Origin of the sequence: Nitrospira sp. (assembly GCA_016715825.1) — a bacterium.
Lineage (GTDB): Bacteria > Nitrospirota > Nitrospiria > Nitrospirales > Nitrospiraceae > Nitrospira_D.
On sequence record JADJXO010000005.1, the window covers coordinates 1 to 26,307 of the forward strand.

Sequence of the window (26,307 nt, forward strand, 5' to 3'; positions counted from 1 at the left end):
TGATGTTGGATAGCAACGGAGAGAGATGACTCCCCCTTGTGGAACGCCTTCGCTCGCGGCGCAAAAGAGACCCCGATCAACACACCCCTGCTTTGATGCACGTCCACAGCAGGGCCAAGAAGCGCTGATCAATACGTTTGCAGACGGCTTTCTGCAACAGGCGGTGATGGACCGTCTCAAAATAGCTGGCGAGTCACCTCGATCACCCAACGACCCCCGCCGTTCTTTGCCGTCACTTTCCTGCGGCTACAATTTGACCGTTCGTATCGCATGGTGCACACTTCGAGCCGGCCTGGCGAAGCCACAGGACGCCCGATGGAAATCACTCTCCCAGATCGGCTCCATGGCCATCAGCATCGCTCTCTGGACCACTCGATCCCGCAGATTGGGGATCCCAAAGAGCCTCAACGTGCCGTTCGCCTTCGGGGATGTACACGCGCCGTGCAGGGCGGCGTACAGGAGCCCGCTAGAATTCAGCACGGATCGTCGCCAGTTCCTGGTGAAGGTTTCGTCATCATGGTCTTATCGACCCCATCGACGCCCGGCGTTCGCCCACCACTGGATGCAGGCGTGATGCGCGCGGCTTCTGCCAGCCATGTTCGATCGGCAATCAGTCTCAGGGAGTCGATCAAACTTACGTTCAGGGGTTCTCCGTTGACCACGTTGCCAGCTTGCGTTGCATTTCCCTGATTATCAAAGGTCTTCCTCATTGTGGTCAGGTAATCCACCACACATGCCGCTCAAACTGCCCCCTTCGCCATGTGGCCGGCTTTCCCGACCTCGGACTACTACGAGGGCTCCGTCAACGTGTACCGCGTCGGGGGACACACTCCCTTGTCATCGGTTATCGGTACACGCCTTCCCCAGTTCACATGCTGGCCTTCACACACGGGCGAGGTTGCCTATCGCAGTCTTTCTCCTTGCGTTCCGCAAGTCGTCGCGGACGTCATGATCTAGGGCCTGTTAACACTACTGACCCTGTTTATGCGATACTGCGCATATGGAACTTACCGAGGCACAGTATCGTCACATCGAACGATGCTTGCCGACTCAACACGGCAACGTCGCTCAACAATCTACAGGTGCTCAACGCGATCTTGTACGTTGCTGAGCAAGGCTGCAAATGGCGTGGCCTCCCCAAGCAGTTTGGGAACTGGCACACGATCTATACACGCATGAACCGGTGGGCAAAGAGCGGCGTGCCGGATCGGGTCTTTACCCAGTTGCAACAGGCGCAGATCATTCGTGTGAAGATCGAGGCCGTGGCGTTGGACAGTACCATCGTCAAGGTCCATCCAGATGGGACGGGGGCCTTAAAAAAAACGGTCCGCAAGCCCTTGGCCAATCCCGCGGCGGGTGGACCACCAAGATTCATCTGGTTGCCGCAAATGCTCGAACGGCCCTGACATTTACCCTGTCTCCAGGCCAGGCCCACGATGCCCCTGAGGGGCGCAAGCTGCTGCATCGTTTCGGGAAACGGCCGTGCCCGATCTCCTCGCTCATGGATCGAGCGTATGAAGGCGATGAGACACGACAGCTGGCCGTGGAACTCGGATATGTCCCGGTGGTGCCCCCTAAAAACAATCGCCGCAGGCCATGGGACTACGATCGCGCCCTGTATGCACGCCGCAATGAGATCGAGCGGTTGTTCCGCCGGCTCAAAGGATTTCGGCGCCTCTTCTCGCCAGTTTGACAAACTTGATGTCATGTTCATCGCGTTCATCACCTTCGCCTTGATCGTGGATGGCGTACGATAGTATGAACAGGCCCTAGCTACGCGCTCCCCATGACTCCCTGCTGGCCAGCGTACATGTCTCGCCCGCATTCGCCGTTCCCGTCCATACGTATGCGGGCACGGATCCGCGTCCTGCCTGGCGAGCGGTGTAGGCAGGGGTGACATTTCAACCCTCAGATGCGTGTCAATAGGTGCGTGTTCCTCAACCACCCGTGCTCAGCCTAGAGGTGCATCTTGGCGTAACCCCTTCGCCGCACGCCCCGTTTCCTGCGGACTTCGTCACCTTGCCAGTGTCCGGCAAGTCACCGCCGCTTCGGCTCACTCCTTCTCGTAACAGAAAGAGGACATGCTTGTGACTGCTACCATCGAGTCATGCATTCCAGACATGCTCAAGCAACTCAGCCCCAAACAGGCAGGCTTCGTTGGTTGGGCGTACCGTACGTAATATCGGTGACCCACGTCTCATTCGGTCGCCTGGTGGTAAGGTCTGAGCCAGCACGTTTCCCCGACCGGCAGCGCATGCGTCGAATCCGTGGTCGTCGCGAATCGACGCACCTGTGTACAGCGCAGGCCCAGTTTCTTCCGCAGCCGCTTGATGCGGTCGATCCCCGCTGGAAAGCCGTCCGCACGTAGTTCGGCTTGCAGTCGTTCTGGACCATATGTCTGGCGGGTCCGCACATACGCAGCCTGGATCGCCACTTCCAGCCACGGGTTCTCCCGGGCGCGTTTCGAGGGACGGCGGGTACACCAGGGATAGTAGCCGATTCGGGACACGTTAAGTACCCGACACAACAGCGTCAACGGATACTGGAGCCGCAGCGTCCTCATGAGCGCGTACCGGGCAGCTGCGCCTTCGCAACGTGCGCGGTGGTCGGTTCAACCGGTGAGAGTAACACCTGCCTCCAGTATAGCCGCTGGCGTCCGAAATCCCAACGTCTTCCGCGGACGTTGATTCAACCGTAATGCGATCCTGTCCAAATCTGCCTGAGAGTAGCGTGACAGGTCTGTGCCTTTCGGGAAATACTGCCGCAGCAAACGGTTCGTATTTTCGTTGATGCCCCGCTGCCAGGGGCTTTGCAGGTCACAGTAATAGACCTGCATCTTGGTATCGATCGTCAATTGTTTATGCTGCACTAATTCCATCCCACGATCCCAGGTGAGTGAGCGCCGCAAGGCTGAGGGTAGTTGCCGGACCTGCGTGGTCATTGCCGTCACCATGCTCGCTGTATCTTTCCCGGGTACCTTCACCAGCATCGTAAAGCGCGATTGCCGTTCCACCAGAGTGGCGATGCGCGTGTGTTGTGCTCCGGTGATCAGATCCCCTTCCCAATGACCGGGAATCGCCCGATCTTCTACGTGAGCCGGACGGTCGCGGATGGAGACTCCCTCAACGATTTGCCCGCGCGGCTGGCCCGCTGTGCTTGCGGCTTGTGCCCGCCGCATCATGCGCCGGGATCAGAGATGTCCCAGGAGCTCTTTTTTGAGCACGCCTCTGGCCTGAATGAACAGACTGCGGTAGATCGTTTCGTGGGAGACCTGCATGGTGCCCTGCGCTGGAAATTCCCGCTTGAGCCAGCCCGCGATTTGTTCGGGCGACCAATCCAGTGTCAATTTGTTCGCGACGAGTCGCTGGAGCGACGGCTGTGTCGCGAGCCGACAGCGCTTGGGCCGTCGAGCGCGATCCCACGCCCGCGTATCAGCTTCAGACGCCCGATAGCGGTGGGCCCCACCATGCCGATGGATTTCCCGGCTGATGGTCGACGGCGCTTGCCTGAGCATCGCTGCAATCTGTCGGATCGAGTCCCCCAGTGCTAGGCCCCGAAATTTCTTCTCGTTCTGCTAAGGTCAGGGGCCCATCGGGGGTCGCCGCCGAATAGAAGGAATGCATCCCCCGTTCGAGGATATCACCCCATGAATTGATCCCGCGTGTTTGCCGAGGGCCCGACTGATCTCGCTTAACGACTGCCCCTGTTTCCACCGTTGCCATAGGTCCGCTTTCTGGGCCGCAGACAAGCCCGGGCGTCCCATCTGTCCCATCGCAATCACCCTCCCATTCCACTGTACCCCAGAGGGTGTTGCATTGATCACTTGAACCTAGCGTGGCTTTTTTTAGGATGTCCCGCTCCATGCGTGCTTCAGCGAGATCGCGCTTGAGCCGAGATACCTCGGCCTCCAGCTCCGTCACGGGCCGTCGGCTCTCTCCCAGCGTCGCGAGTTGGCCTCGCCAGGCTTGCCCCACCCAGTTCTTGAGCGTTTTGCCCGACATGGTCAGGCGCCTTGCGGCCTCCGGAATTGTCAACTTCTGCTCCAAGACCAGCTGCACGGCTTGCTCTCGGAACTCCTTCGTATACTGCTGTCGCGGTAACCGTTCCATCCGACACCTCCAGACCTCAGATCATAGGTTGAAGGCGTCCACTTTTTCGAACCTAGCTCAGTTTCTCAGCGAAATGAACCGCCAGACCAAAGCGTATCGGCATCGGCCACTGAGTGAGGAGGCGCGGGCTCGGAACCGCACGAAATCAAAAGTGCGGGCGAACGTCGAACATGCCTTCTTGGTCATCAAGCGGATCTTCGGGTGGGCCACAGTCCGGTACCGCAGGCTGGCAAAGAATGCGCACTGGCTGTATATCAGCTGCGGGTTAGCGAATCTCTATGTCGCGCGGAGGCGGCTCATGGCAGGGGCGTAGGGAACATGGGGCCAGAGGCCAGCCAGAGGTCATCAGACGGTGGCCTCCCCCATGAACAGGCCTGCGGATTATCGGACGCCCACCGAATTTGACCTGAAAGTTACTCGAGAAAAAGATTTCTGAATGGAACCGTGAATTAATCAGACCGTCCTTAATGTTATACGCCCCCTACGGACCTCTCCATTGTAGATTGAAGGAGTCCACTTTTGCGAGCCTACCACAGTTTCGCTATCACGCCGTGAGAGAAATTATGCACCGGTAACTTGAAACCACGAAACGTTCTTTCATCTTCTAGGCTTTTCCTTTGAGCGTTTCTTGATCCGTAGTATAAGAAATTGATGTCTGTGAGGGGCGATCGGGCCATGCTGCCTGGTACGCATCCTAAGGAGATCAGATCGTGGCTTGCTGTCGACGGGCATGTCTACATGCGCTCGCACTCGTCATCCTCTTGCTAACAGGGTGTTCTCTGTTTGTGTCTTCAGAAGCCAAGCGAGGGGATCACTATTTGGCGGGGGAGCAATGGGAAGCGGCCAGTCTTGCGTACAAGCAGGCGTTAAAAGAAGATCCATTTAATCCCACTCTTCAGAGTAAATATGCGTTGGCTCGTGGACGTACAGCTGCAATGCATGCTGAACGTGGCCGTGCTTTCATCAGAGATGGCCAAGATGATCTCGCGCTTGAAGAATTCAAGCGCGCACTCACCATCGAACCTTCCAGTGTCGAGTACCAATCCAGCTTTCAGGAAGCCACTCGCTTGAAGGAGTCACGATCTCATTTTCGTGAGGCAGAACGTCTGGCACAACTGGGGAGAATGGAGGAGGCATTAGGTAGCTACGCGCGGGCCGTGGAACTTGATCCGACATACGAAGCGCCACTAAATGGCATCGCTCGGCTCACCGAAGAGCAACAAGCGCTTAGCAGAGCGGAGGGGATGAAGGAGCCCGTGACCCTGAAATTCAAGAGTGCTGGTATCAAGGAAATCCTGGAGGCTGTGGCAAAAGCGAGTGGCCTGACCCTCGTGTTTGACAAAGACGTCAGAAATGATCCCATATCAATTTCTATTCAGGACACGCCATTTGAAGAAGCCTTTCGGTTGATTCTCACAAGCAACAGCCTGTTCGCGCGTCACATATCTCCGACCGTTTTAGTCGTGAGCCCGGATACCAAGCAAAAACAGGAGCAATACCAAGACTTGATGATCCGGACCTTCTATCTCTCAACGGCGAAGGCTAAAGATATGGTGCTCTTACTCAAGAGCATGTTGGATTCAAAACGAATGCATGCCAATGAGCAACTGAATGCGATTGTTATTCGTGATCAGCCGGAAAAGTTAGAGCTTGCAGAAAAGATCATTCTGGCCAATGACCGACAGGAATCAGAGGTTCTCTTCGATCTCGAAGTACTGGAGGTCAATCGTACGAAGAGTCAGACGTATGGGCTGAATTATCCGAAGCAAGCTGGAGCTGGATTGATTGCCTCTGGATTCACGGGAACGCTGGCCGCAGAGGCCGTCCAGATGACCTACCGGCAACTTACCAATCTAGGGCAAGACAGTTACCTGTTCAAGCTGCCGACAACCGTGCTGTTGGATTTTTTTAAGCAGCAATCCGATGCCAAGACACTGGCTTCGCCAAAAATTCGTGTCATCAATAACAAGAAAGCGGAGATCAATATCGGGGACAAACAACCGATCCTTCTGTCCACAACCAATGTATTGCCTGGGCAAGCCACCACCGGAGCTGTTCCGACCACATCGACCGTCACGTCAATCGAGTTTCGAGATACGGGTGTGAAACTGACGGTCGAGCCTTCTGTCCGATTGGGCAATGAGTTATCCCTGAAGATAAAGGTGGAGGTTATTCGGGTTGGTGATCAAGTCACCCTGCAGGCTTCTCCGCTCATCCAGCAATTCAAGTTTGGTAATCGCTCTGCTGAAACGACCCTGAGCATGCGAGATGGTGAAACAGTTGTCCTTGGGGGCCTTCTCCAAGAGGAAGATCGCCGAACACGTGTCACCATGCCATGGATTGGGGATTTGCCGCTCATTGGAAAGTTGTTGAGTTCGTTCAAAACCGAGCGCGTGACGACGGAAGTTATCTTGACTATTACCCCCCGTATTGCCCAGCCGCCACTCCCTCCGGGCTCTACGAATCAGGCGTTTTGGTCTGGGACAGAATTCAACTATTCGACAAGTCCAGTGTTCTCCGGATCGACAAGACGGATATCAACATCGTTGCGTGGTGAGCACGGAAGGCCAGGAAGTCAACTCGGGATGACGTCCAAAGGTACAACGCAGGTGAAGCCGGTCCAGGCATTGACCGAACGAGCGACGCCAGGTCCTGTTTTGGAGGTGCAGCCTGATGACGCGGTTGTCCAAACCGGTAGGGAGGTGAGGATGGTCATTGTAGATGCTCGAATCCGAGCATCTGGTGCGGACACCTTTAGATTGGAATACGACCCTGAGATTCTGGAATTCAAGGAGCTTGGCGAGGCGAAGCTCCTCCCACATGGTGAGACGCCAGATGGAAACCGAGTCGGAACTCTCATGTTTCAACAGGATCATCCGGATCAGCAATCGCCTCGGGCCATGAACCTCACCTTTGTGGGAAGGGCACCAGGGGTATCGACTATTCGCGTGGAGTTGAGTAGCTCCGATGTCGTTGCTGAGGCTGAAGCATCCTCTAGGGTCACCGGGTCGGGCGTCGTGAGAGTTCGGTGAAGGAGGGTGGGCTAACATTAGTCGAAGTCCTTGTTACCATGACAATTGTCGTTCTGTTGGCCTCGATAGCCATGCCGCTCAGTAAGGTATCGACCAAACGAACGCATGAAATTCAGCTGCGCCAACAACTTCGAATCGTTCGCGGTGCTATTGATCTGTTCAAGATGGAGTGGAATCGTGACGGGAATGTCCTGCTGGGACCTGTGTGTCTGAAGAATAAGTTGGTCTGCAAGGAAGTCTCCGGCCCCTACGGATATCCAAAGTCACTGAATATGTTATTGGGGGTGAAGCTCACCGGAGAAGAGGCAACTGTTCGAGGCACGACGGTTAGGCGTTATTTACGGGTCATGCCGGTAGATCCTCTGACGGGAAAATCTGATTGGCTGTTGCGTTGTTACAAAGACCATCCAAAGCCGACGAGCTGGTGTGGCGAGGATGTCTACGATGTAATGACACAGAGCGAAGCCACTGCGTTGGATGGCAGCAAGTATCAGGATTGGTAGAGGCATGGAATGGAAGATGAAAGAGGATTCACACTCGTCGAGCTGATGATCGTGGTATCCATTGTTGGGATTTTAGCCACGATCGCCGCTCCATCGTATCAATCATCCCTGATTAGAGCGAAGGAAACGGTCTTGAGACAGGATCTTTTTACTCTTCGCGAGTTGCTCGATCATCACCGTGCCGACCAGGGCAAGTATCCCCCATCCTTAGAAGGCTTGGTGTCCGCGGGATATCTTAGGGCTATCCCGAAAGACCCATTTACGAATTCGTCGACTTCCTGGCAAGAAATTACCGAGCCGACAGAGGGCGGCATCTTTGATGTGTATTCGGGATCCGACTTGGTGGGGACAAATGACACTCCCTATAACAAATGGTGATCGTGTCGTGAGGGTACGTTGGCAGGAACTGTGTCCACTGCGCATGGTTTCAAAATGGACGCAGCGGAGCATGATGAGCGGAGTTGTTCTGATGGGGATGGTGGCATGTAGTCCACTTGAACCTCTCTTGGATCCTGAGAGGTCGGATCTCCAACTCACTGTCGATACCCTCAACAGTTCATTACGAAACGCCCAACGAACGATTACCGAACTCCAGACAGAAGTTGATCGGCGGCGCCAATCATACGCGGATCTACAGATTCTCCGAGCTCAACTCGAGGGGACTGGTCGGGAAGTGGAACGTCGGCTGGCCGAAGCTCGCCGCGTGGTTGATCTCCAACGGGAAGAGTTGGCCAGAGCGCGCTCTGAGCGAGAGCGGATGGGGCGAACGACAACCGCATTACAGAGTCAGCTGCGGCACCTCCGCAAACAGTTGTCACACCCCGGAAAACAGACGCAGGGAGCAGTGTCGCCGGCCTCGGTCACTGCGCAGCAGGATGAGCGAGTGGATGCGACTAAAGAGGGTTTTGCCCAAGAGGCTCAGCGGGACGAGGTTCAGGAATCGCTGGACAGGATCTCTTCGGCCAGAGCAGCCTCGGTTTTTACGCATTCTCCAACTGCCTCACGTCATGTGAGTGTGGCGATTAGGCCTGGAGATACGCTTTGGAGCCTCGCGAGGCGACATCAGACAACAGTGGCATACCTCATGGTCATCAATGAGCTTATCGATGATCGCATTCACGTGGGTCAACTCCTCAGTGTGCCGATGCGATCTGCCGATGCCTTCGAAGATGAAGGGATGTAGGAGAACACGATGAGTCGTTCGCATGTTCGAAAGGCTTAGGGTATGGCAGTATTTGCGTACCGAGTAGCGCGTCCCGATGGCTCCATGTTGAACGGCCATGTTGAAGGAGAAGAGGAGGCGCTCGTTCGTGCCAGGCTGGAAGCGCAGGGGCTCTTGGTGTTTCATCTGCATCGGCGTGGAATATCCACAGTCCAAGTGGCGAAGCCTTGGTTTCGTGGACGGCTTCCGGTTGGACAGTTCTTGATCTTCAACCAAGAGCTCTTGGCGCTCATCAGATCGGGATTGCCGATCTTACGAGTCTGGGACTTGCTCATCGAACGAGCTGGACATCCTGGATTTCAACAGACCCTCCGCGAGGTGAAGGGGGATATTCGAGGTGGTGCCTCCGCCTCGGATGCGCTAGGAAAACACGCCGCATATTTTTCAGATCTCTATGTTGCGACCATACGAGCAGGAGAACAATCCGGCAACCTTCCGGATGTGCTCCAACGGTACGTGACGTATCTGAAACTGATGGTCGCCCTTCGTCAAAAGGTGACCAAGGCTATCTCCTATCCGATTGTTCTTGTCCTCATTGGCATCGCAGTGATTGGTTTTCTGTTGACCTATGTGATGCCGACCTTTGTATCAGTGTACGGAGAATCGGCGAGGACCTTACCATGGGCAACCCAATTACTACTCAAGGCCGTGACCCATGCTGAGGCATGGGCTATTCCGGCAGTGGCTGCCGTAGGCGCCGTCTTGGTGGGCATACGAGCGTACTACAGGACGTCGGTCGGGCGTGTGTCGATCGATCGCCTTTTTCTGAAACTTCCCCTGGTGGGTCAAATTATCGTCCAACACAATACCATCCAACTTGCGAGAACGTTGGGAACGATTCTCGGCGGTGGTACTCCGCTTGTGGATGCGCTGCACAGCGCGAGAACGGCGGTTTCAAACCAGTTTGTTTCGCAACAGCTGGCGCCGGCTGTCGATGAGATTCGTGAAGGTGCGACCCTCGCGAAGGCGTTGGACCGACCGAAGGTCCTTCCTCGACTTGCGATCGAGATGCTCGCGGTGGGGGAGGAGACTGGTTCTCTGGATGCGATGCTGAGAGATATCGCAGAGTTCTATGAGGGGGACCTTGATACTAGGCTTGCTACGCTCACCACATGGATTGAACCGGCACTCCTACTCATCATGGGAGTAATGGTCGGTGGGATCGTCATTGTGATGTATTTACCGGTCTTTCAGATGGCTGGAGCGGTTGGGGGTTAGAGATGCGTGCGTCAGACGGTGAACCCCAAGGGCCGATAGTGAGGGAGGTTTCTCATGCCGGGTAGCCTTGTGCGTCCTTCCCTGGCAGACGTGGTGGTAAGGCAGGGCCTGCTCGATAAGCACACTGTTGACGAGGTCCTCCATCGATTGAACCAAGTGCCTGCCACATTGGGGCCAACGCTAGTAGCTGAAGGGCTTCTCTCAGAAGACCAGTTGGCCCAGGCCTTGGCCACACGATACGATCTTCCGTACGACGCACTCGTCGATTTTCGTGTCGATCCTCGATATTTCGAGACCATGTCCGTCAAACTCATGCAGCGCGTTCCCTTTGTGCCTATCGCTGAGCATTCAGGCATGGTGACGATCGCCATTGCAGATCCTCAAAATCTGTTAGCGCTTGATGAGTTGGAACTCCTGATTCAGAAGCCGCTGGATCGAGTTGTCAGCTCCAAGAGCGCCATTCTGGCCGCACTGGAACGGAGTGAAGGATCGAGTCACGCGCTGCGTGAGCTCGAAGCGGAATATCGATCAGTTCTCGTGAAAGAAGATGATCGAGGAGAAGAAATCTCTGCGCTTGATCAGGCCAGCGAAGATCAAAGTCCTGCCGTCAAATTACTGGACTCGATCTTGCTCAGTGCGATGCAACGTCGCGCCAGCGATATTCACATTGAGGCGGCCGACCGTTCAACGAAAGTGAAGCTTCGTGTCGACGGTATCCTGATTCCAGCCATGGAACCGCTGGATATTCGATTGCACGCTCCCTTGGTCTCACGCCTGAAGGTTATGTCGGAGCTTGACATTGCTGAGCGTCGAGTACCTCAAGACGGAAGTTTTCGTATGAGACTGGATCGGAAGACAGTGGATTTCCGCGTGTCGATCCTGCCAAGCGTGTTTGGTGAGTCGGTCGTCATCAGAATACTTGATCGAGACTCCATCGCGACCGGAGTATCAGCCTTGAAGCTGGAACGGCTCGGTTTTAATTCGGAAGATCTGAAGCGGTTTCGTCGAGCCATCACTCGACCATACGGCATGGTATTGGTGACCGGGCCGACCGGAAGCGGAAAGACAACGACCTTGTATGCGGCCATCTCTGAAATGAACACGCTCGAAGACAAACTCATCACAATCGAAGATCCGGTTGAATACCAATTTCCAGGTGTGGTGCAGATTCCTGTCAATGAAAAAAAGGGGCTGACGTTTGCACGAGGCCTGCGGTCCATCCTTCGCCATGACCCGGACAAGATCATGGTCGGCGAAATTCGAGATCCTGAGACCGCCCAGATCGCCATTCAATCAGCTTTGACAGGCCATCTCGTTTTGACGACCGTTCATGCGAACAATGTGTTTGATGTCATTGGGCGATTCGCGTCGATGGGGATCGATACCTATAATTTCTTGGCCGCGCTCAACTGCGTGTTGGCGCAGAGGTTGGTCCGAATCTTATGTCCGTCCTGTCGGACAGCCGTAGAAGCGCAACAAGTCCTCATTGAAGAATCTGGATTGGATTACGAGCAGTACAAAGATACGCCGTTCTATGAGGGGAAGGGATGCCCACAATGCCACGGCACCGGATATCGAGGCAGAAAATGCATCACGGAATTTCTCGATTTGACGGATGAGATCAAGGAAATGATTCATGCGGAACGGCCGTTGTCGGAGATTCGGTATCGAGCGGTGACGGACGGGATGATTACGCTTCGGCAATCGGCACTCAAGAAGATGTTGAATGGGGAGACATCGCTTCGCGAGGTCAATCGTGTAACCTTCAGTGAAGAGGGATGACATGATGTGGGACTGGTGGAGCAGTAAGCCCCAGTATTGTCTGAAATTCGGAACCGACTCACTCGCGTGGGCCGAGAGTGAACGAGGCTGGCGTGGACAGCGTCGGCGCAGGTGTTCCATGTCCGTGCTTCCGAACGACCTGATCAGCCCCTCCCCGATGAACCTCAATTTGTCTAACCTTTCGGCGCTAGCCGACCGCATCCAGAATCTAACGAATTCCGAAGGAACTTACCGAGGAGCGGGCTGGGCTACTCGTTTGGTTGTTCCTCGACGAATCACTGCCCTCCTTCCAGATTCTGCAGCGAGAGCGGCGGTGCTTCACTTTGAGCAGCTTCCCACTCAGCGCGAGGAGCGAGAACACCTCATTCGGTGGCGATTGTCGCAGGAGCAGCTATTCCCGCTCAACGCGGCCAAGATAGTGTTCCAAGTCTTTCGCGATCAAGAAATGGGCCCATCCGGAGGCTACACGGTTTTGACGGCATCGATCCAGGAATCGGTGCTCCAACAGTATGAATCGCTCTGTGAATCTGTTGGATTGATCCCGTACGATATCGGGATGACAAGCCTCAGGTTGTTCAATCTTTGGAGGCGTGTGTCAGACAGGTCGAAGTGGTTTCAGCGTACCATTCTGTGGATCAATTTGTCCGATCGAGCGCTGACTATAATTGTGTGCCGACGAGGGGGCCCGCTATTTTACCGATGCAAACTCTTGGGGGAGGACGTATCCGATGTCCTGAATAAGCCCGAATTGCTACAGAGGGTGCTAGAGGAGTGCAGTGTGTCGCTGGAAGTCTGTCATCAGCGGCATCCTTCTCTGACCGTCGATCAAGCCGTGATCTGTGCAGCAGGGGAGGTTTCACCCTTTCAGGAACAGATTGAGGGCGAACTTCAACTCTCGGTCGAGCAACTGCATTGGAAGTCGATCGAGAGGCTCGGCTGGGTGGCAAAAGAAAACCATCGTGGGATGACATCGTTGGCGGCGTTGGCAGGATTGCCCTAATGGCGAGGGATGCGTATTGGAATGAGCACATTTCTTAAATCATTGAAGTTCAACTGGCTGAAAGGCGGTGGTGACGAACAGTTTCAGGTCAATCTATGCAGCCGATACCGCTCCGCTGTGGCTCCCCTGCGTCTTCTGTTGATAGGGAGCTGTGTCCTTCTTGTGTCTGACATGCTCTGGAATCTCGCGCAAGCCGTGGCGACCTATCAAGAGTGTCGAATGATTGAAGATCAATTGCAGCGAGTCCGGCAGCAGGACCTTGACTTTATTGCGGAGGCGACGCATGAACGAGTCGATTTATCGGATCAGGCAGTAAGTCGTCTGTCTTTCGAGATCGAATTGGCCAACCAACTTCTTCAAAAGAGAACATTTTCGTGGACAAAGTTTCTGACAGAATTAGAGCAGACCGTCCCTTCACGTCTGGCACTGAACAGTGTGCGTCTTGATCAAGCGGGGACCATGGTTCGAGTAACCGGGGCCGCGATGACGTTGGAGGACGTCACGGCATTCACCGTAGGGCTTCAGGATCATGCGATGTTTAAAGATCCAATACTCGCGCAACACCGTGCCGGCCAAAATGGGTTGGTGGAATTTGATGTCACCGTACAGTATCGCCAGGATGGAGTGTAAGGGATGAAAGAGCGCCTGATTGTCGTGCTGCGGCATCCTTTCGCACCATTGCTTCCTTGGACGAGCGTCGTCGTGAGCCTTCTGATCATGGTGTTCGTGGTACGAGATGTCGGGTTAGCCGGTCTTCTGTCGGCACGAGATCGCTTAGAGAAGGATTGGGTCGCAACACGGCAGTTGCTGCTACAGCACCGAGAGGCTAGAAAAGCACAAAAAGACCTGACGGAAGTGTGGGCCTTGTTGCCAGACGAACAGGATTTTGCTCCCTTGGCTCTGGGGATTTCTGAAGAAGCGAAGCGTAATCGAGTGACCATGCCGACCTTATCATATCGGACAGAACCGACGGTCGTTGCCAATACGAGTAAAGGGTTGCTTCAGGGACCAATGAGCGGACGCTATGAGGATCTCCGACGGTTCATCCATAACCTGGAGACCGCGGATGAGTTGTTGTTCATAGAAGATTTGGAACTCAGTCGATCTGGAAACGCACAAGATGATGTCTTGACCTTCAATATCACGATTGCGACGTATCTTCGTGCCGATTCGGAGAAGCCTATCTTGCCGGACGTAGGGCGATAGCCATGAAGCCTAGAAAGAGAGTGCTTGTGGCATCCGCATTGATTCTTCTCTGGGTAGGATTGGCAGCGTGGCAATGGCATTTCATGGAAGAACCGCTGCATGTGCCGCTCACGAATATCACGGGTCTTCCTGGTTCAGGAGAACAGGTCACGGCTGCCGGAACCAGCAGGCGTGTACAGTTGGAGCTTCTTGCTTCGGCGAGCGTTCATCGTGAGGCAACGTTCACGGCACCTCGGAATATGTTTGTGATACCTCGTCCTGATGGCGTGCTTCCTCTCAGCGAAGACAGGGTGTCGGAGGAACGGCAAGATTCGGTGTCGGAGGAGACCGTTGCTGAACAGGTAGAGGCAGAGGAACCGACACAGTACAAATATCTTGGATTCTTACACGTAGGTGAGGGGCAGCAGAAACGCAAAGATATGGCTGTGCTGAGTAAAGATGATGAGGTGATGATGCTCAGGGTAGGGGACCGCGTTGACGATCATTTGATTCTCCGATCAATCACGGCCGAGAGCGTGACCGTGCGAGATACCGAATCCCGGACGGAAAAGACTGTGCAGTTGTCGGATGACCCCGTGGGGCAGGAGTGAGAGGTGATGCAGGGGATCTTGTCCTCTCTGAGACGGCGAGAAGCCGGTTTCTCCTACCTTATGGTCATGCTCGCCATCACCGTCATAGGTCTGACCATGACGATGACGGCTCGACAGTGGAAGGTCATTGTTCAGCGGGAGTTGGAAGCTGAGTTATTGGCCAAGGGGATTGAAATCCAAACGGCGTTGGCGCTGTTCTCGGCTCATAAAAAATCAGGGAGAGTCATGCCGGGCGAGGTGTATCCTCAAACGCTTGCCGAATTGACGAGGCCACCTAAACCGTTTCTCAGGAAGGTCTATATTGATCCGGTAGGGCGGGGTGAGTGGCAACTCATTCGTGCCCCGACCGGAGGTATCATGGGAGTGCGGAGTAAAAGCCGGGAGAGGCCGATCAAGCAGAGCAACTTTCCACCCGCCGTTCGTCACTTCCAGGGAACACCTACCTACTTTGATTGGGCGTTCCAATATCCCAACCCATCCATGGCAGCGGGAACTGTTCCAAGCGTGACGTCGGTGCCAGGACAACCAGGCATAGCGACTCCACCGATGGGCCAAGGAGAGGGAGTGGCTTCCGATTCTGTCCCTGTGGAGGAATCGGTGGATGGGCAAGAGGAAGGTATGCATTCCATCGACTCGCCTCCAATGCCGGACATCGATGTGCCGCCAGAGACTGCGCCGTAGGCTGGTGGCCGTCTTCCACCGGGCAAGCGATCACCTGTCCAGCAGTGCTCGTGGGGCCCTTGACCCGTCTCTTACCTGCACGGTATTGTCAACATCGTTCCCAAGCAAACACATCCTTGAGGAGAGGCGTGGAATCGCTAGAGGGTACCATTCTGGATCAGAAGAGCGACGCATCTCAGGCGCTTCCCATACCGGAGTATGTGCTGGAGCTAGTTTCCAAGGCCCAACGGGCAACGAGGCGGTTGGCGTCACTCTCCACATCGACCAAGAATCATGCGTTGCTCGCGATGGCGGAGGCACTGGAAGCGAAGTCCGGCGAATTGCTCAGCGCCAATGAACGGGACCTCGCTGCGTTCGGCACGGCGCCTGAGAAAAAAGCCATGGCAGACCGGTTACGGCTGACCGAGAAACGGATTGGAGAGATGGCGGCCGGCATTCGCGAAGTGGAGAAGCTGCCCGATCCTGTGGGGATAATGGGAACCATGTGGACGAGGCCCAATGGGATGCAAGTTGGGCGTGTCCGGGTGCCCATCGGCGTGATCGGGATTATTTATGAGTCCCGTCCGAACGTGACGGCTGATTCGGCAGCGCTCTGTTTGAAATCCGGCAACGTCTGTGTCTTGCGTGGAGGGAGCGAGGCGATTCACTCGAATACCATGATTGCCAGGATTCTCTCTGAGGCGTCAGAGAAAGCGGGTGTTCCCTCCGGTGCCATCACCTTCATCGAGCGCGCCGATCGAGAGCTGGTCCCTGTGCTGCTGAAGCAGGACCGTTTCATCGACCTAATCATTCCGCGAGGCGGAGAGTCGTTGATGAAACTCATCGCGGAACATTCAACGATTCCAGTGGTCAAGCACGACGCGGGCGTGTGCCATGTCTATGTCGATGCCGAAGCCGATCCGGCGATGGCTGAAGCGATCTGCGTCAATGCCAAAGTGCAGCGGCCTTCCACCTGCAACGCGATGGAAACCTTGTTGGTTCACCAGTCGATGGCGAGAACGCTGTTACCAAAACTTGCGGTACGTCTCAAGGCTGGAAACGTCGAACTGCGCGGTTGCCCCAAAACCTGCCAGTTGATCGCCGACGCCAAGCCGGCGAGCGAACAGGATTACGGGAGAGAGTTTCTCGATCTCATCCTTGCCGTGAAGATTGTGAAGAACATGGATGAAGCGATGGAGCACATCGCACAGTATGGATCGCGGCATACAGAGGCGATTGTGACGACGGACTATGGACGCGCGATGCGATTTCTTAAAGAAATCGATGCCGGTGCCGTGCTGGTGAACGCCTCCACTCGACTGAACGATGGCTATCAGTTCGGTCTTGGAGCCGAGATCGGTATCAGTACTTCGCGGATTCATGCCAGAGGCCCCATGGGATTGGAAGAGCTCACATGCTCAAAATTCATTGTTTTGGGAAACGGTCAACTGCGCGATTAAATGCCCTCGGATGCTCTCGCAATTGCTCTGAACACGCCTGGCCACCTTCGGTTTCACTCGACGCGCACACTCGCTGAACATTTCGACCGGAACGGCGGTCGTGTCGACACGCTTCCCACCGGGCACCTCGTCTTTTATCGGCCTGACGGACGACGATTCCTCGCGACCGATCCTGCGGGTCATCCGTTGCAGGAGTGCGAATGGGAAGTGAATAGAACCAGCGGAGTTTCGCTGACGCGTGCACGAGTTCGACTGGATTGGGGCCGGTGGGTTGGTATCAAACCAAGCGGATTGGTGCATGAGACGAGGGTGAATCTTGCGGCGAAGCCCAATTGGCAGTGGATCGCTCCCGATGATCTTCGCGCCATGGCAGCGGGGGCGCTCCGAGTCCCCCTCGAAGACGTGCGGTGGTTCTATCGGGATGAAGACTTCAGCATCGATTCTCACGGAGGGGCGACGATTCGGCAGCGTAAAGACGCGCTGTATGTGCTTGATGACGGCGGATTCGAACACGCGCGGTTCATGTCGTGCATGGGGGCGATGCATTGGGACCAGATTGATTTTCTTCCGGTGGTCGAGTTATTCAAGTCGCTCTTGCCAGGGACTGGTTCAGCAGTATTCGAACTCATACGAGGACTCTACGACGACCAGAACAAGGATCGGGCGGTTCCAAGATCCTTACACTATCGAGGAATTCCCACCTATCCATCCGAGGCGGCCTTTCGTCTGTTCAGCAGTTTTTTTGATCCCAAGCCGTCGACAGGCGGTGACCCCTTCACAGAGTTTATGAATCCCTCGAAATCCTGCGCCATGGCGTGGGTGCCGGCTCAGCTCTACCCCATGCGGTATATTGATGATAAGCAGAGGGTCTGCCTGACGGTCAAGGACGGGGTGGTTCAAAAAGTCACGCTCCAGGACGACCCTACGGGCTTGTCATACATGAGTGCAAGAGCGCGTCAGGTGTGTCCACTCGATCGCTGCGTCCATGTCCAGGGAGCACAGTTGATCTTGAAGGACCGTGAGAGGGAAACGAGAGTCTCGTTGGCGACGGGACTTCAGGTCGTACCGATGGCTTCTGTCGGCCAGCAACTCAGCCCTGTGGATTGGCGAACCGTCTTCGTGCAGGGGGTTCCTGAGATTGATCCTATCGAGGCGTTTGGTGCAGTACCGCTGTATCCGGAAGATGACAGCGAGATCAGCGAGTTGGCTGCCCAGCCGTTGGTTGCGGATTATCTGGACGATCTGGGAGAGCAGGATCGAGAAATTGGTCGGTTGCGATCACAGGCTGAGCGCGTCTTCATCGACAATGGGGATGCCGCGATTGCAACCTGCATCCTCTTCGATCGGCCCCGTGACTATACGGTTGCTATCCGACACGTGGCCTACGCACAACGTCAGGCTCAGCAGATCTGGATGCAGTGTGCCGCGGTGAAGAGGTGGGATTGGTTGCATCGAATTCGAATGAAGATGGCGGATACCGCTGAAGAAGCGAGCGTAGTTCGAGACGTATTTGATCTGGCCTATTGCTGGCTCCCGTACGATTTGTTTGGTTCCCCCGCCCATATATTGCCCATAATCGCCCGATGGAGGCACAAGATACGACCACGTGGTCATGCCTTTGTCGTCGGACCTGCCGATTTACGTCGGTTGTTGAGCGGAGAAGGGTGGGAGCTTTGCTGGGATCAACCGGTCGCGTCGCTTCCAACCTTTCTCATGCACAAGACGATTCTCCCGAAGGCCAGAGTGAAATCAGGCCTCACGTTGTTTTATGCCAGGCGCGTCTTGTCATGACCGTCAAGGTGGTGAACCAATTTAAGACTGCCTTTCTTCAGCAATTTCTGTAGAATCCGAGTTCTAGTGCAGGTATCAAAACCCATGCAAGCCAGAGCGTTTCCAACTAATTGGGGAGGACAATCATGCCGAGCGTACTGGATAAGGTGATCGAGAGAGAATTGCGAAAGGAGCTCAGGGATGCTCTGGTCAGGTTTGAACAGCAACTGCGACAGGGCGGTGTCTCTGACGAAAACGTCAAGAACCGCATGCGGGGTGCCAAACAGTTTGTGGCGTTTCTGTATGGGCGCTATCTTGGATAACCTCGCGCTCTCTCCATGCTCGGTCACATCAGCCACGGTTCGGTTGATAGCTAACCGGTAAGGGCTACTGCGTATAATCGTCAATTCATTTGGTCATCCGTCATCCATATCCTAAGATGGCGGCATGTCAGCGCAGGCCGCTCAGGGTCCTCCTGAGTCCGATTCCGTCACGGAAGAGACTCCACCAGATCTCACAGACACGGGACTGATCTGCCTCCTGATTCTCGCCCGGTTTCATGATCTTCCTGCCAATGGTTCGCAGCTCCAGCACCTGTTTGCGCAGTCGGGACAAGCGCTCTCCGAGACCGATCTCCTTCGTGCCGCCAAGCATGTTGGGCTCAAGGCCGGTGTCGTCCAAACTAAGTGGGATAAGCTGGTTGGGATGCCTTTGCCGGCGATGGCGAAGTTGGTGGATGGGCGGTATCTCGTGGTGGCAAAAGTTCAGGGTGAAAAGGTGTTGGTCCAGCATGGCGATGAGACCCGTCCGCTCGTGCTGTCACGTGAGCGGTTCGAAATGATCTGGACCGGGGATCTGCTGCTCTTCACCAAACGGGTTCATGTTCGGCTACAAGACCTCAAGTTTGATTTCACGTGGTTTATTCCGGCCCTCGTCAAGTACCGAAAGTTTTTCGGCGAAGTCTTGATGGCCTCCTTCTTTCTCCAGCTCTTCGCGCTCTTGACCCCGTTGTTTACGCAAGTGGTCATCGATAAGGTATTAGTCCACAAAGGGTTTACGACGCTGCATGTCGTGGCCATCGGCATGATTGTGCTCGCAGTCTTCGAGGCGATGCTTGGGGGGCTTCGGACCTACCTGCTGTCTCATACGACCAATCGCATCGATGTCACCCTCGGGGCCCAGCTCTTTCGCCATATCTTGACGCTCCCGCTGTCCTATTTTGAAGCCAGGCGAGTCGGCGACACGGTCGCACGGGTGCGTGAACTGGAGCAGATTCGTCAGTTCTTAACCAGCCATTCAGTCACCGTGCTGTTGGACGTTGTCTTTACCGCCGTCTTCTTGACGGTGATGTGGTTCTACAGCTCTACGCTCACGCTCATTGTGCTGGCGTCATTGCCGATCTATGCGCTGTTATCCGTGGCCATCACGCCGGCAATCCGGACTCGGTTGCATGACAAATTCAATCGAGGCGCGGAGAACCAAGCGTTCTTGGTCGAGGCCGTCAGCGGGGTTCAGACCGTCAAGGCTCTGGCGGTGGAGCCGCCGTTGTTGCGGAAATGGGAGGAACAGCTGGCCGGGTATGTGCGGGCGAGCTTTCGGGCAACCAGCCTGATCACGATTGCCGGACATGCAGCCACCTGTGTTCAAAAGGTCACCACGGTGGCTGTCTTGTGGGTGGGGGCGTATCGGGTGATCGAAGGCGATCTCAGCGTTGGGCAGTTGATCGCGTTCAATATGTTGTCTGCACAGGTGACCGGGCCGCTTCTCCGTTTGGTGAACCTCTGGCAAGAATTTCAACAGGTCGGGATTTCGGTCCAACGACTGGGTGATGTGCTCAATACACAACCGGAGCCTTCGTATCATCCTAATCGGACAACCCTTCCACACGTGAACGGAGAGGTCCGTTTTGAGGACGTCGTCTTTCGCTATCGACCAGATGGCTTGGAGATCCTCAGAAAGGTGTCGTTCGCGGTGGAACCAGGCCAGATCGTCGGTATCGTCGGACGGTCGGGGTCGGGTAAGAGCACAGTCGCGAAACTGATGCAGCGTTTGTATGTGCCTGAGCGAGGGCGGATTGTGATCGATGGAGTGGATTTGATGCAGGTTGATCCGGCTTGGCTGCGCCGACAAGTCGGAGTCGTGCTGCAAGAAAACTTTCTGTTCAACGCCTCCGTGCGTGACAACATTGCCTTGACCGATCCTGGGTTGGCGATGGAGCAGGTGATGCAAGCGGCACAACTCGCCGGAGCCCACGAGTTCATCCTGGAATTGGCCGATGGGTACGATACTGTGATCGGAGAACATGGATGCACCTTGTCGGGTGGCCAGCGCCAGCGGATCGCCATTGCCAGGGCATTGGTCGCGAACCCGCGTATTCTGATCTTCGATGAGGCGACCAGTGCGCTGGACTATGAGTCCGAGGCAGTGATTCAGCAGAACTTGGCCCACATCAGCCAGGGACGGACGGTGTTCATGATTGCCCATCGGTTGAGTACGGTGCGGCAGGCCCACTGCATCTATGTCATCGACAAAGGCGAAATCATCGAGCGAGGAACGCATGACGAGCTGCTGCGAACCAGTGGGTTCTATGCAAGGCTGCATGCGCATCAAGCGGCCTAGGGAAAGGGCGCACAGTCGCAGAGAGGGAGACGGATGGCATTCGGAACCATGGCTCGACATTGGGCGGCATGGAAAGCGGCCTGGCAGGCTGAATCAGGCCGGCCATTAGGAAATGCCACGTTTGGTGTGCGTGCCACCGAGTTTCTTCCGGCCGTGCTGGAGATCCAACAGGCGCCTCCCTCACCGATCGGGCGCGCCTTGCTCTGGACGATCTTAGCGGCCTTCACAGCCGGTGCCCTCTGGGCGACGCTTGGAAGAATCGACATCGTCGCGACGGCGAAGGGCAAGATCATTCCCAGCGGCTATTCCAAAGTCATTCAACCCTACGAAGCCGGGGTCATTGCTGCCATTCGTGTCCAGGACGGACAGCCGGTGAAGCAGGGCGATGTCCTGATCGAACTTGATTCGACGCTGAATGTCGCCGACCGAGCACAAGCGGTCAATGAGTATCGTGCGGCCAAAGTCGAAGCCGCTCGTCTGCGAGCCCTCATTCAAGACCAAGCCACGTTTGAGGCGCCTGCCGACGCAGAAGAAGCATCTATCCTGTTGCAGCAGCAGTTGTTGCGAGACCAACTGGCTGAGTACCACGCCAAGGTCGCCGCGGCTCAGCATCTCGTTGATCAACGTCGGGCCGTCGTCGGCCAGACTAAGGAGAATCTTCGTCGTTTAGAAGCGACGGTGCCGATGGAGACCGAACGAGCCGAAGCCTACAAACAGCTGCTTGATCATGGGGCCGTGACCAAGATGGATTTCCTCCAGGCGGAAGGCCAGCGAATCGACAAGGCACAGGAATTAGCCGGCCAAAAGAAGAAACTTCAACAGGATCGAGCGGCGCTTGCGGAGGCTGAAACCCAGTATCGAGCCATGCGCTCAGAGTTTCAACAGACGAAGCAGACGGAGCTGTCCACACTCGAAACCAAAGCCGCCTCATTGGCGCAGGAGGTCGCGAAGGCTGATCAAAAGGCCGGGTTGCAGAAGTTGGTGACGCCGATCGACGGGGTGGTGCAGCAGTTAGCCGTCCACACGGTTGGGGGAGTCGTGACGCCGGCGCAGCAGTTATTGATCGTTGTACCCAAGGATCATCCGGTCGAAGTGGAGGCTCAGGTCGAAAACAAGGACATCGGGTTTATTCGGGAAGGGCAGCCGGTTGAGGTGAAGGTCGAAACCTTTCAATTCACGCTCTACGGCACCATTCCGGGTCACGTGGTCACAGTTTCGGATGACGCGGCCTCTATCGAAAAAGTTGGTCTGGTCTATCCCACCAGAGTCAGTCTGGATCGAGGATCGATGCTGGTTGAAGGGAAGCAGGTCAACCTGTCGCCTGGGATGGCGGTGACGGTCGAGATCAAGACGGGTCAGCGACGGATCATCGAGTATGTGTTAAGTCCGTTACTGAAGTCCATGAGTGAAAGCCTGAGAGAGAGATAACCATATGACTGCATGGCGACGCTCTCTTTGTGCGTGTGTGTGTGTAACTGGGATATTGGTTTCCGATACTGGCTCGGCTGATTCCACGAGCAACGAGTCGATTCCTTCTCTATCGGCGCCTCCTATCCATTCTCTTCAGCTCACACTGAACGACGCGTTGTCTGCAGCAGTTCAGAACAACCCAGATGTCCTTCTCTATAAGGAACGGATTCTGGAAGCGCAGGGCCAGGTGCAGACGCAGTTGGGCGCGATGCTCCCGAATGTGTCCGCCAACGTTCGGCAGACCAGGCAAACGCAATTCCTCGGGACGATCGGGCTGTCACCGGTCCGGACCGACCCATTCAGTATTGTTGATACGCGGATCAGTGCCACGCAAAATGTGTTCAGCCTCAGCCTCATTCAACGCTGGAAAGCTTCCCGGGAATCATTGCACGTGACCGAACGGGAGTCGGACGTGCGCGCATTGGACACGATGGCCAGCGTGGGCCTGGTCTATATGGAAGGATTGCGAGCGATGGCGATGGTCGCGATGCATGAGGCCAATCAGCAGGTGATGAACGAGTTACTCGGCACCGTCCAGCAGCGACAACGTGGAGGGGTGGCCACGAGACTCGATCTTGCCAGACTCGAGGCGCAACTGGCTGCGGAGCGGCAACAGCGTGTATCGGCGCGCTACGCACTCGAGCATGCCAAGTTGAGGCTGATCAATCTGTTGGCACTCCCCATGGACAGCTCGGTCACGCTGATCGATGAGTGGCAGAGAGACATTCCGGATGTGCCGACGCCGGGGGAGGCGGTGGAGAGTGCTCTGAGCCGGAGACCGGAGGTTCAGGCCCAGCTCATTCGCGTGAAGGCATCGGAGTTGACCTACTCGTCCATCACTGGCGAGCGAGTCCCGTCGTTAGTCGCACAGGGAGAGTATGGCCTCATCGGGAATCGCTGGAACAACTCACTGGATACGTACAACCTGGCGTTGACTCTCCAGATTCCCATCTTCGATGGTACCCAGCGCGAAGGCCGCATCGCGCAAGCCCGCAGCCAGTTGCAGCAAGAGACACTCCGGATGAAATCGGTGCTCAATCAAGTTCAGATGGAGGTGCATGATGCACTAGCTTCTCTCGCCGCTGCCAAAGAACAGGTCGGCATCGCAGAGGCCGGTCTTGAGATGGCGATGAAGGAGCTTGCTCTTGCCCGTGAACGCTATGCCGTCATCACGTCCGCCAGTCACTTTGAATTGACCAACGGACTCTCGGCTGTGGCGCGTGCCCGGGAACACCTCGTGAATGCGCTCTTTCAACTCAACGCCGCCCGAATTCATCTCGCCCGTTCGACGGGAAGTCTACAGACTGTGCACTAAGTTGGTCAGGCGGGACGAAGAACATGACAACACCTTGACTTCACCTAGTCCTTCACTCACACTCCCCGTCATGTACGATCAATCTGAACCAGATCTCTTACGCATGTTGGCCGATCGGGCGGGGATTGTCGGCGAGTATTATGACATTGCCGGCACCTGCCATGTGACGACGGACGACACGCGCCGAGCGATTCTGACCGCCATGGATCTTCGAGTGGGGACCCGGGAGGAGCTGATCGAGGAACTGACGGCCTGGGACAACGGTCCCTGGGTACGAGGGTGTGAACCGGTCCATGTGATTCGGGTGGGATGTAAGGCTGGGACATGGTCATTTCATCTCCCATGCGAGGATCACGATGATGCGGGGCTGCAAGTGCGCTGGTCTCTCCAACTCGAGTCCGAAACAACGCTACGTGATGAAATAGAGGGGCCTGGAATTCATATTGAAGAGACCCGTGCGATCCACGGCCGTCGGTTTGTCCGCGTGGCTCTGAGGGTTCCACCGGATCTGCCGATCGGGTATCACACTGTGAAGGCATGGGCCAAGGCAGGCGCCGCGACGGTTGAGGCAACGTGCCGTTTCATCGTAGCGCCCGAGCGCTGTTACGTGCCTGCCGAGCTTGAGCAGGGCGCTCGGTGGTGGGGCCTTGCCCTGCAGTTGTATTCGCTACGGAGTGATCGCAATTGGGGGGTCGGCGATTTTGGAGATCTTACCACTATCGTGGAATGGGCTGGGCGTCAGTTGGGCGCGGCAGTCATCGGGCTCAACCCGCTCCATGCGCTGAAGAATACCACGCCGTATCACATCAGCCCCTATTCGCCATCAAGCCGGCTATTTTTGAACGATCTCTATATCGACGTCGAGCAAGTGGCGGAGTATCACACCGCGTCGGAGGTCAAGGCTCGCCTGGCAGATCCGTCGTTCAGCGCTCGACTTGAAGCGGCCAAGCGAAACCCATTGGTGGAGTATGATGCGGTGGGTGCGATTAAGCGAGAAGTCCTTGAACGATGCTATGGCGCGTTTCTCGAAGAACATTTTGAGGGGGATGAGCCGGAGCTTCAACCGAAGACAGAGCGAGGGTGGACCTTCTCTCGATTTGCCGAGCGCGAGGGAGAATCGCTGACTGCCTATGCGTTGTTTCAAGCATTGGAAGAGTCGCGGCAAGCTGAGCAAGGCGTTTCAGCGACGTGGGCGGACTGGCCGGAGCCCTACCGAATCCCGACGTCGGAAGCGGTACGGGAGTTTCGACGGACACACATGCCGCGAGTCCGATTTTTTCAGTATCTTCAATGGTTGGCAGCCGAGCAGTTACTGACGTTGGCGAGGCAGGCGCACGAGGCGGGGATGTCGATCGGGTTCTACCACGACCTGGCTTTGGGGAGCGATCGCTACGGCGCCGACGGATGGCGGTTTCAGGATGTGCTGGCAGTGAACGCCGACTGTGGAGCTCCCCCTGATGCATTCGCTCCGGAAGGACAGAATTGGGGATTTCCCCCGCTCGATCCGCTTCAACTTCGTGCGAGTGGGTATCAATACGTCATCCAATTGCTCCGTAAGAACCTCCGCTACGGTGGCGCCATTCGGCTCGATCATGTCATGGCACTCTTTCGGCTGTTTTGGATCCCGCGTGGTCTTCCTGCTTCGATGGGGACCTATGTGCATTACCGGGACGAAGAACTTCTGGCGATCTTGGCGTTGGAGAGTGTACGGGCCAAGGCGCTGGTGATCGGTGAGGATCTAGGGACGGTTCCGGATTGGGTGCGCGAGCGTCTGGATAAGACAGGTGTCCTGTCCTATCGAGTCTTGTACTTTGAACGGACCCATTCAGGAGCATGGAAGCCACCGTCTCATTATCCGGCTCAAGCCCTCGCCGTCGTCACGACCCATGATCTTGCGACGCTCAGTGGTTATTGGGAAGGAGTCGATATCGAGACTCGATCCGCTCTCGGGCTCTTTCCTACGGAGCAAGCTCGGACCGCGATGCTGTCTGGGCGGCAATGGGAGAAAGCCGGTATCCTGGCAGCATTGAAGTCAGAAGGACTGCTGCCTCCCGGCGTTTCAGACGATCCAGGCCACGTTCCGACGATGACGACCGAGTTGATGGAGGCCGTTCATCACTACTTGGCCCGTAGTCCCGCTTGGATCGTGTTGGCGAACATTGAGGACATTATCGGAGCCCGTGCCCAAGCCAATCTTCCTGGCACGTTGGATCAGCATCCAAATTGGTGTCGGAAGTTGGACGTGTCCGTTGAAAGGCTGATCCAAGACTCTCGATTCACGCAAGTTGCGACCCGATTGCATGTAGCCCGTCCTTCTGTGTGAGAATGTCCGTGGGCGACTCTGCACGTGA

The 26,307-nt window shown here is 55.9% G+C and carries 22 protein-coding genes and 3 pseudogenes; 20 read left to right on the forward strand and 5 right to left on the reverse strand.

All coding sequences use genetic code 11. The features are described 5' to 3' along the window. Positions 1–246 precede the first annotated feature (246 nt). Together IPM58_12290 and IPM58_12295 are read right to left on the reverse strand one after the other, a co-directional pair. Positions 247–480 (reverse strand): hypothetical protein, encoded by a 234-nt coding sequence (locus IPM58_12290; protein ID MBK9307835.1) that lies wholly within the window; start codon positions 478–480, stop codon positions 247–249. Beyond that, complete coding sequence (locus IPM58_12295) at positions 474–710, reverse strand: hypothetical protein (protein ID MBK9307836.1); 237 nt, start codon at positions 708–710, stop codon at positions 474–476. The genes IPM58_12290 and IPM58_12295 overlap by 7 nt, the downstream gene beginning before the upstream one ends. 290 nt (positions 711–1,000) lie before the next feature. On the opposite strand from IPM58_12295, the pseudogene IPM58_12300 reads away from it, so the two are divergent. After that, positions 1,001–1,757, forward strand: a pseudogene (locus IPM58_12300) (IS5 family transposase). A gap of 440 nt (positions 1,758–2,197) precedes the next feature. Here IPM58_12300 and IPM58_12305 read toward each other — a convergent pair. The 3 genes and pseudogenes from IPM58_12305 to IPM58_12315 form a co-directional block, all read right to left on the reverse strand. Beyond that, positions 2,198–2,563: an IS3 family transposase gene (locus IPM58_12305; protein MBK9307837.1), complete on the reverse strand. Its 366-nt coding sequence runs from the start codon at positions 2,561–2,563 to the stop codon at positions 2,198–2,200. A 48-nt stretch (positions 2,564–2,611) separates the two neighbouring features. Further along, a pseudogene (locus IPM58_12310) lies at positions 2,612–3,772 on the reverse strand (IS30 family transposase). 100 nt (positions 3,773–3,872) lie between these two features. Then, positions 3,873–4,109, reverse strand: a pseudogene (locus IPM58_12315) (transposase). Between the two features lie 73 nt (positions 4,110–4,182). On the opposite strand from IPM58_12315, the gene IPM58_12320 reads away from it, so the two are divergent. The 19 genes from IPM58_12320 (at position 4,183) to malQ (ending at position 26,279) form a co-directional block, all read left to right on the forward strand. Continuing rightward, positions 4,183–4,422 carry a transposase gene (locus tag IPM58_12320; protein ID MBK9307838.1) on the forward strand — a complete coding sequence of 80 codons (240 nt, stop codon included), beginning with the start codon at positions 4,183–4,185 and terminating at the stop codon, positions 4,420–4,422. Positions 4,423–4,819: 397 nt separating this feature from the next. Beyond that, positions 4,820–7,141 (forward strand): hypothetical protein, encoded by a 2,322-nt coding sequence (locus IPM58_12325; protein ID MBK9307839.1) that lies wholly within the window; start codon positions 4,820–4,822, stop codon positions 7,139–7,141. Further along, positions 7,138–7,644, forward strand: a complete 507-nt coding sequence (locus IPM58_12330; protein MBK9307840.1) for a prepilin-type N-terminal cleavage/methylation domain-containing protein — start codon at positions 7,138–7,140, stop codon at positions 7,642–7,644. Before IPM58_12325 ends, IPM58_12330 begins: the two co-directional genes overlap by 4 nt. Positions 7,645–7,653: 9 nt before the next feature. Then, the gene (locus IPM58_12335; protein ID MBK9307841.1) at positions 7,654–8,022 is read left to right on the forward strand and encodes a prepilin-type N-terminal cleavage/methylation domain-containing protein; all 369 of its coding nucleotides are present in this window, start codon (positions 7,654–7,656) and stop codon (positions 8,020–8,022) included. A 70-nt stretch (positions 8,023–8,092) separates the two neighbouring features. Next, positions 8,093–8,827 (forward strand): LysM peptidoglycan-binding domain-containing protein, encoded by a 735-nt coding sequence (locus tag IPM58_12340; GenBank protein MBK9307842.1) that lies wholly within the window; start codon positions 8,093–8,095, stop codon positions 8,825–8,827. A gap of 42 nt (positions 8,828–8,869) precedes the next feature. Then, positions 8,870–10,084: a type II secretion system F family protein gene (locus tag IPM58_12345; GenBank protein MBK9307843.1), complete on the forward strand. Its 1,215-nt coding sequence runs from the start codon at positions 8,870–8,872 to the stop codon at positions 10,082–10,084. A gap of 54 nt (positions 10,085–10,138) precedes the next feature. Further along, the gene (tadA, locus tag IPM58_12350) at positions 10,139–11,866 is read left to right on the forward strand and encodes a Flp pilus assembly complex ATPase component TadA (protein MBK9307844.1); all 1,728 of its coding nucleotides are present in this window, start codon (positions 10,139–10,141) and stop codon (positions 11,864–11,866) included. A 1-nt stretch (position 11,867) separates the two neighbouring features. After that, entirely contained in the window at positions 11,868–12,866 is a 999-nt protein-coding gene (locus tag IPM58_12355; protein ID MBK9307845.1) for a hypothetical protein, read from the forward strand. Positions 12,867–12,887: 21 nt separating this feature from the next. After that, the gene (locus IPM58_12360; protein MBK9307846.1) at positions 12,888–13,496 is read left to right on the forward strand and encodes a PilN domain-containing protein; all 609 of its coding nucleotides are present in this window, start codon (positions 12,888–12,890) and stop codon (positions 13,494–13,496) included. A 3-nt stretch (positions 13,497–13,499) separates the two neighbouring features. Then, a complete protein-coding gene (pilO, locus tag IPM58_12365) occupies positions 13,500–14,072 on the forward strand; it encodes a type 4a pilus biogenesis protein PilO (protein ID MBK9307847.1) in 573 nt (190 codons plus the stop codon). 2 nt (positions 14,073–14,074) lie between these two features. Next, the gene (locus IPM58_12370) at positions 14,075–14,662 is read left to right on the forward strand and encodes a hypothetical protein (GenBank protein MBK9307848.1); all 588 of its coding nucleotides are present in this window, start codon (positions 14,075–14,077) and stop codon (positions 14,660–14,662) included. A gap of 3 nt (positions 14,663–14,665) precedes the next feature. Next, positions 14,666–15,343 carry a hypothetical protein gene (locus IPM58_12375; protein ID MBK9307849.1) on the forward strand — a complete coding sequence of 226 codons (678 nt, stop codon included), beginning with the start codon at positions 14,666–14,668 and terminating at the stop codon, positions 15,341–15,343. 188 nt (positions 15,344–15,531) lie between these two features. Further along, positions 15,532–16,782: a glutamate-5-semialdehyde dehydrogenase gene (locus tag IPM58_12380; GenBank protein MBK9307850.1), complete on the forward strand. Its 1,251-nt coding sequence runs from the start codon at positions 15,532–15,534 to the stop codon at positions 16,780–16,782. Continuing rightward, entirely contained in the window at positions 16,783–18,573 is a 1,791-nt protein-coding gene (locus IPM58_12385; GenBank protein ID MBK9307851.1) for a hypothetical protein, read from the forward strand. Between the two features lie 125 nt (positions 18,574–18,698). Further along, positions 18,699–18,875, forward strand: coding sequence for a hypothetical protein (locus tag IPM58_12390; protein ID MBK9307852.1), 177 nt, complete (start codon positions 18,699–18,701; stop codon positions 18,873–18,875). A gap of 124 nt (positions 18,876–18,999) precedes the next feature. Continuing rightward, entirely contained in the window at positions 19,000–21,171 is a 2,172-nt protein-coding gene (locus tag IPM58_12395; GenBank protein ID MBK9307853.1) for a type I secretion system permease/ATPase, read from the forward strand. A gap of 48 nt (positions 21,172–21,219) precedes the next feature. After that, entirely contained in the window at positions 21,220–22,599 is a 1,380-nt protein-coding gene (locus IPM58_12400; protein ID MBK9307854.1) for an HlyD family type I secretion periplasmic adaptor subunit, read from the forward strand. A gap of 55 nt (positions 22,600–22,654) precedes the next feature. Further along, complete coding sequence (locus tag IPM58_12405) at positions 22,655–23,956, forward strand: TolC family protein (protein MBK9307855.1); 1,302 nt, start codon at positions 22,655–22,657, stop codon at positions 23,954–23,956. Positions 23,957–23,990: 34 nt separating this feature from the next. After that, entirely contained in the window at positions 23,991–26,279 is a 2,289-nt protein-coding gene (gene malQ / locus IPM58_12410) for a 4-alpha-glucanotransferase (GenBank protein MBK9307856.1), read from the forward strand. Positions 26,280–26,307: the final 28 nt, after the last annotated feature.

Excerpts from the sequence above, each read along its gene's own strand:
- IPM58_12395 (MBK9307853.1), top strand. The coding sequence starts at position 19,000 with ATGTCAGCGCAGGCCGCTCAGGGTCCTCCTGAGTCCGATTCCGTCACG.
- IPM58_12335 (MBK9307841.1), top strand. The coding sequence starts at position 7,654 with ATGGAAGATGAAAGAGGATTCACACTCGTCGAGCTGATGATCGTGGTA.
- IPM58_12355 (MBK9307845.1), top strand. The coding sequence starts at position 11,868 with ATGATGTGGGACTGGTGGAGCAGTAAGCCCCAGTATTGTCTGAAATTC.
- IPM58_12345 (MBK9307843.1), top strand. The coding sequence starts at position 8,870 with ATGGCAGTATTTGCGTACCGAGTAGCGCGTCCCGATGGCTCCATGTTG.
- IPM58_12320 (MBK9307838.1), top strand. The coding sequence starts at position 4,183 with ATGAACCGCCAGACCAAAGCGTATCGGCATCGGCCACTGAGTGAGGAG.
- IPM58_12360 (MBK9307846.1), top strand. The coding sequence starts at position 12,888 with ATGAGCACATTTCTTAAATCATTGAAGTTCAACTGGCTGAAAGGCGGT.
- tadA (MBK9307844.1), top strand. The coding sequence starts at position 10,139 with ATGCCGGGTAGCCTTGTGCGTCCTTCCCTGGCAGACGTGGTGGTAAGG.
- IPM58_12385 (MBK9307851.1), top strand. The coding sequence starts at position 16,783 with ATGCCCTCGGATGCTCTCGCAATTGCTCTGAACACGCCTGGCCACCTT.
- IPM58_12400 (MBK9307854.1), top strand. The coding sequence starts at position 21,220 with ATGGCTCGACATTGGGCGGCATGGAAAGCGGCCTGGCAGGCTGAATCA.
- pilO (MBK9307847.1), top strand. The coding sequence starts at position 13,500 with ATGAAAGAGCGCCTGATTGTCGTGCTGCGGCATCCTTTCGCACCATTG.
- IPM58_12390 (MBK9307852.1), top strand. The coding sequence starts at position 18,699 with ATGCCGAGCGTACTGGATAAGGTGATCGAGAGAGAATTGCGAAAGGAG.
- IPM58_12340 (MBK9307842.1), top strand. The coding sequence starts at position 8,093 with ATGATGAGCGGAGTTGTTCTGATGGGGATGGTGGCATGTAGTCCACTT.
- IPM58_12305 (MBK9307837.1), bottom strand. The coding sequence starts at position 2,563 with ATGAGGACGCTGCGGCTCCAGTATCCGTTGACGCTGTTGTGTCGGGTA.
- IPM58_12370 (MBK9307848.1), top strand. The coding sequence starts at position 14,075 with ATGAAGCCTAGAAAGAGAGTGCTTGTGGCATCCGCATTGATTCTTCTC.
- IPM58_12295 (MBK9307836.1), bottom strand. The coding sequence starts at position 710 with ATGAGGAAGACCTTTGATAATCAGGGAAATGCAACGCAAGCTGGCAAC.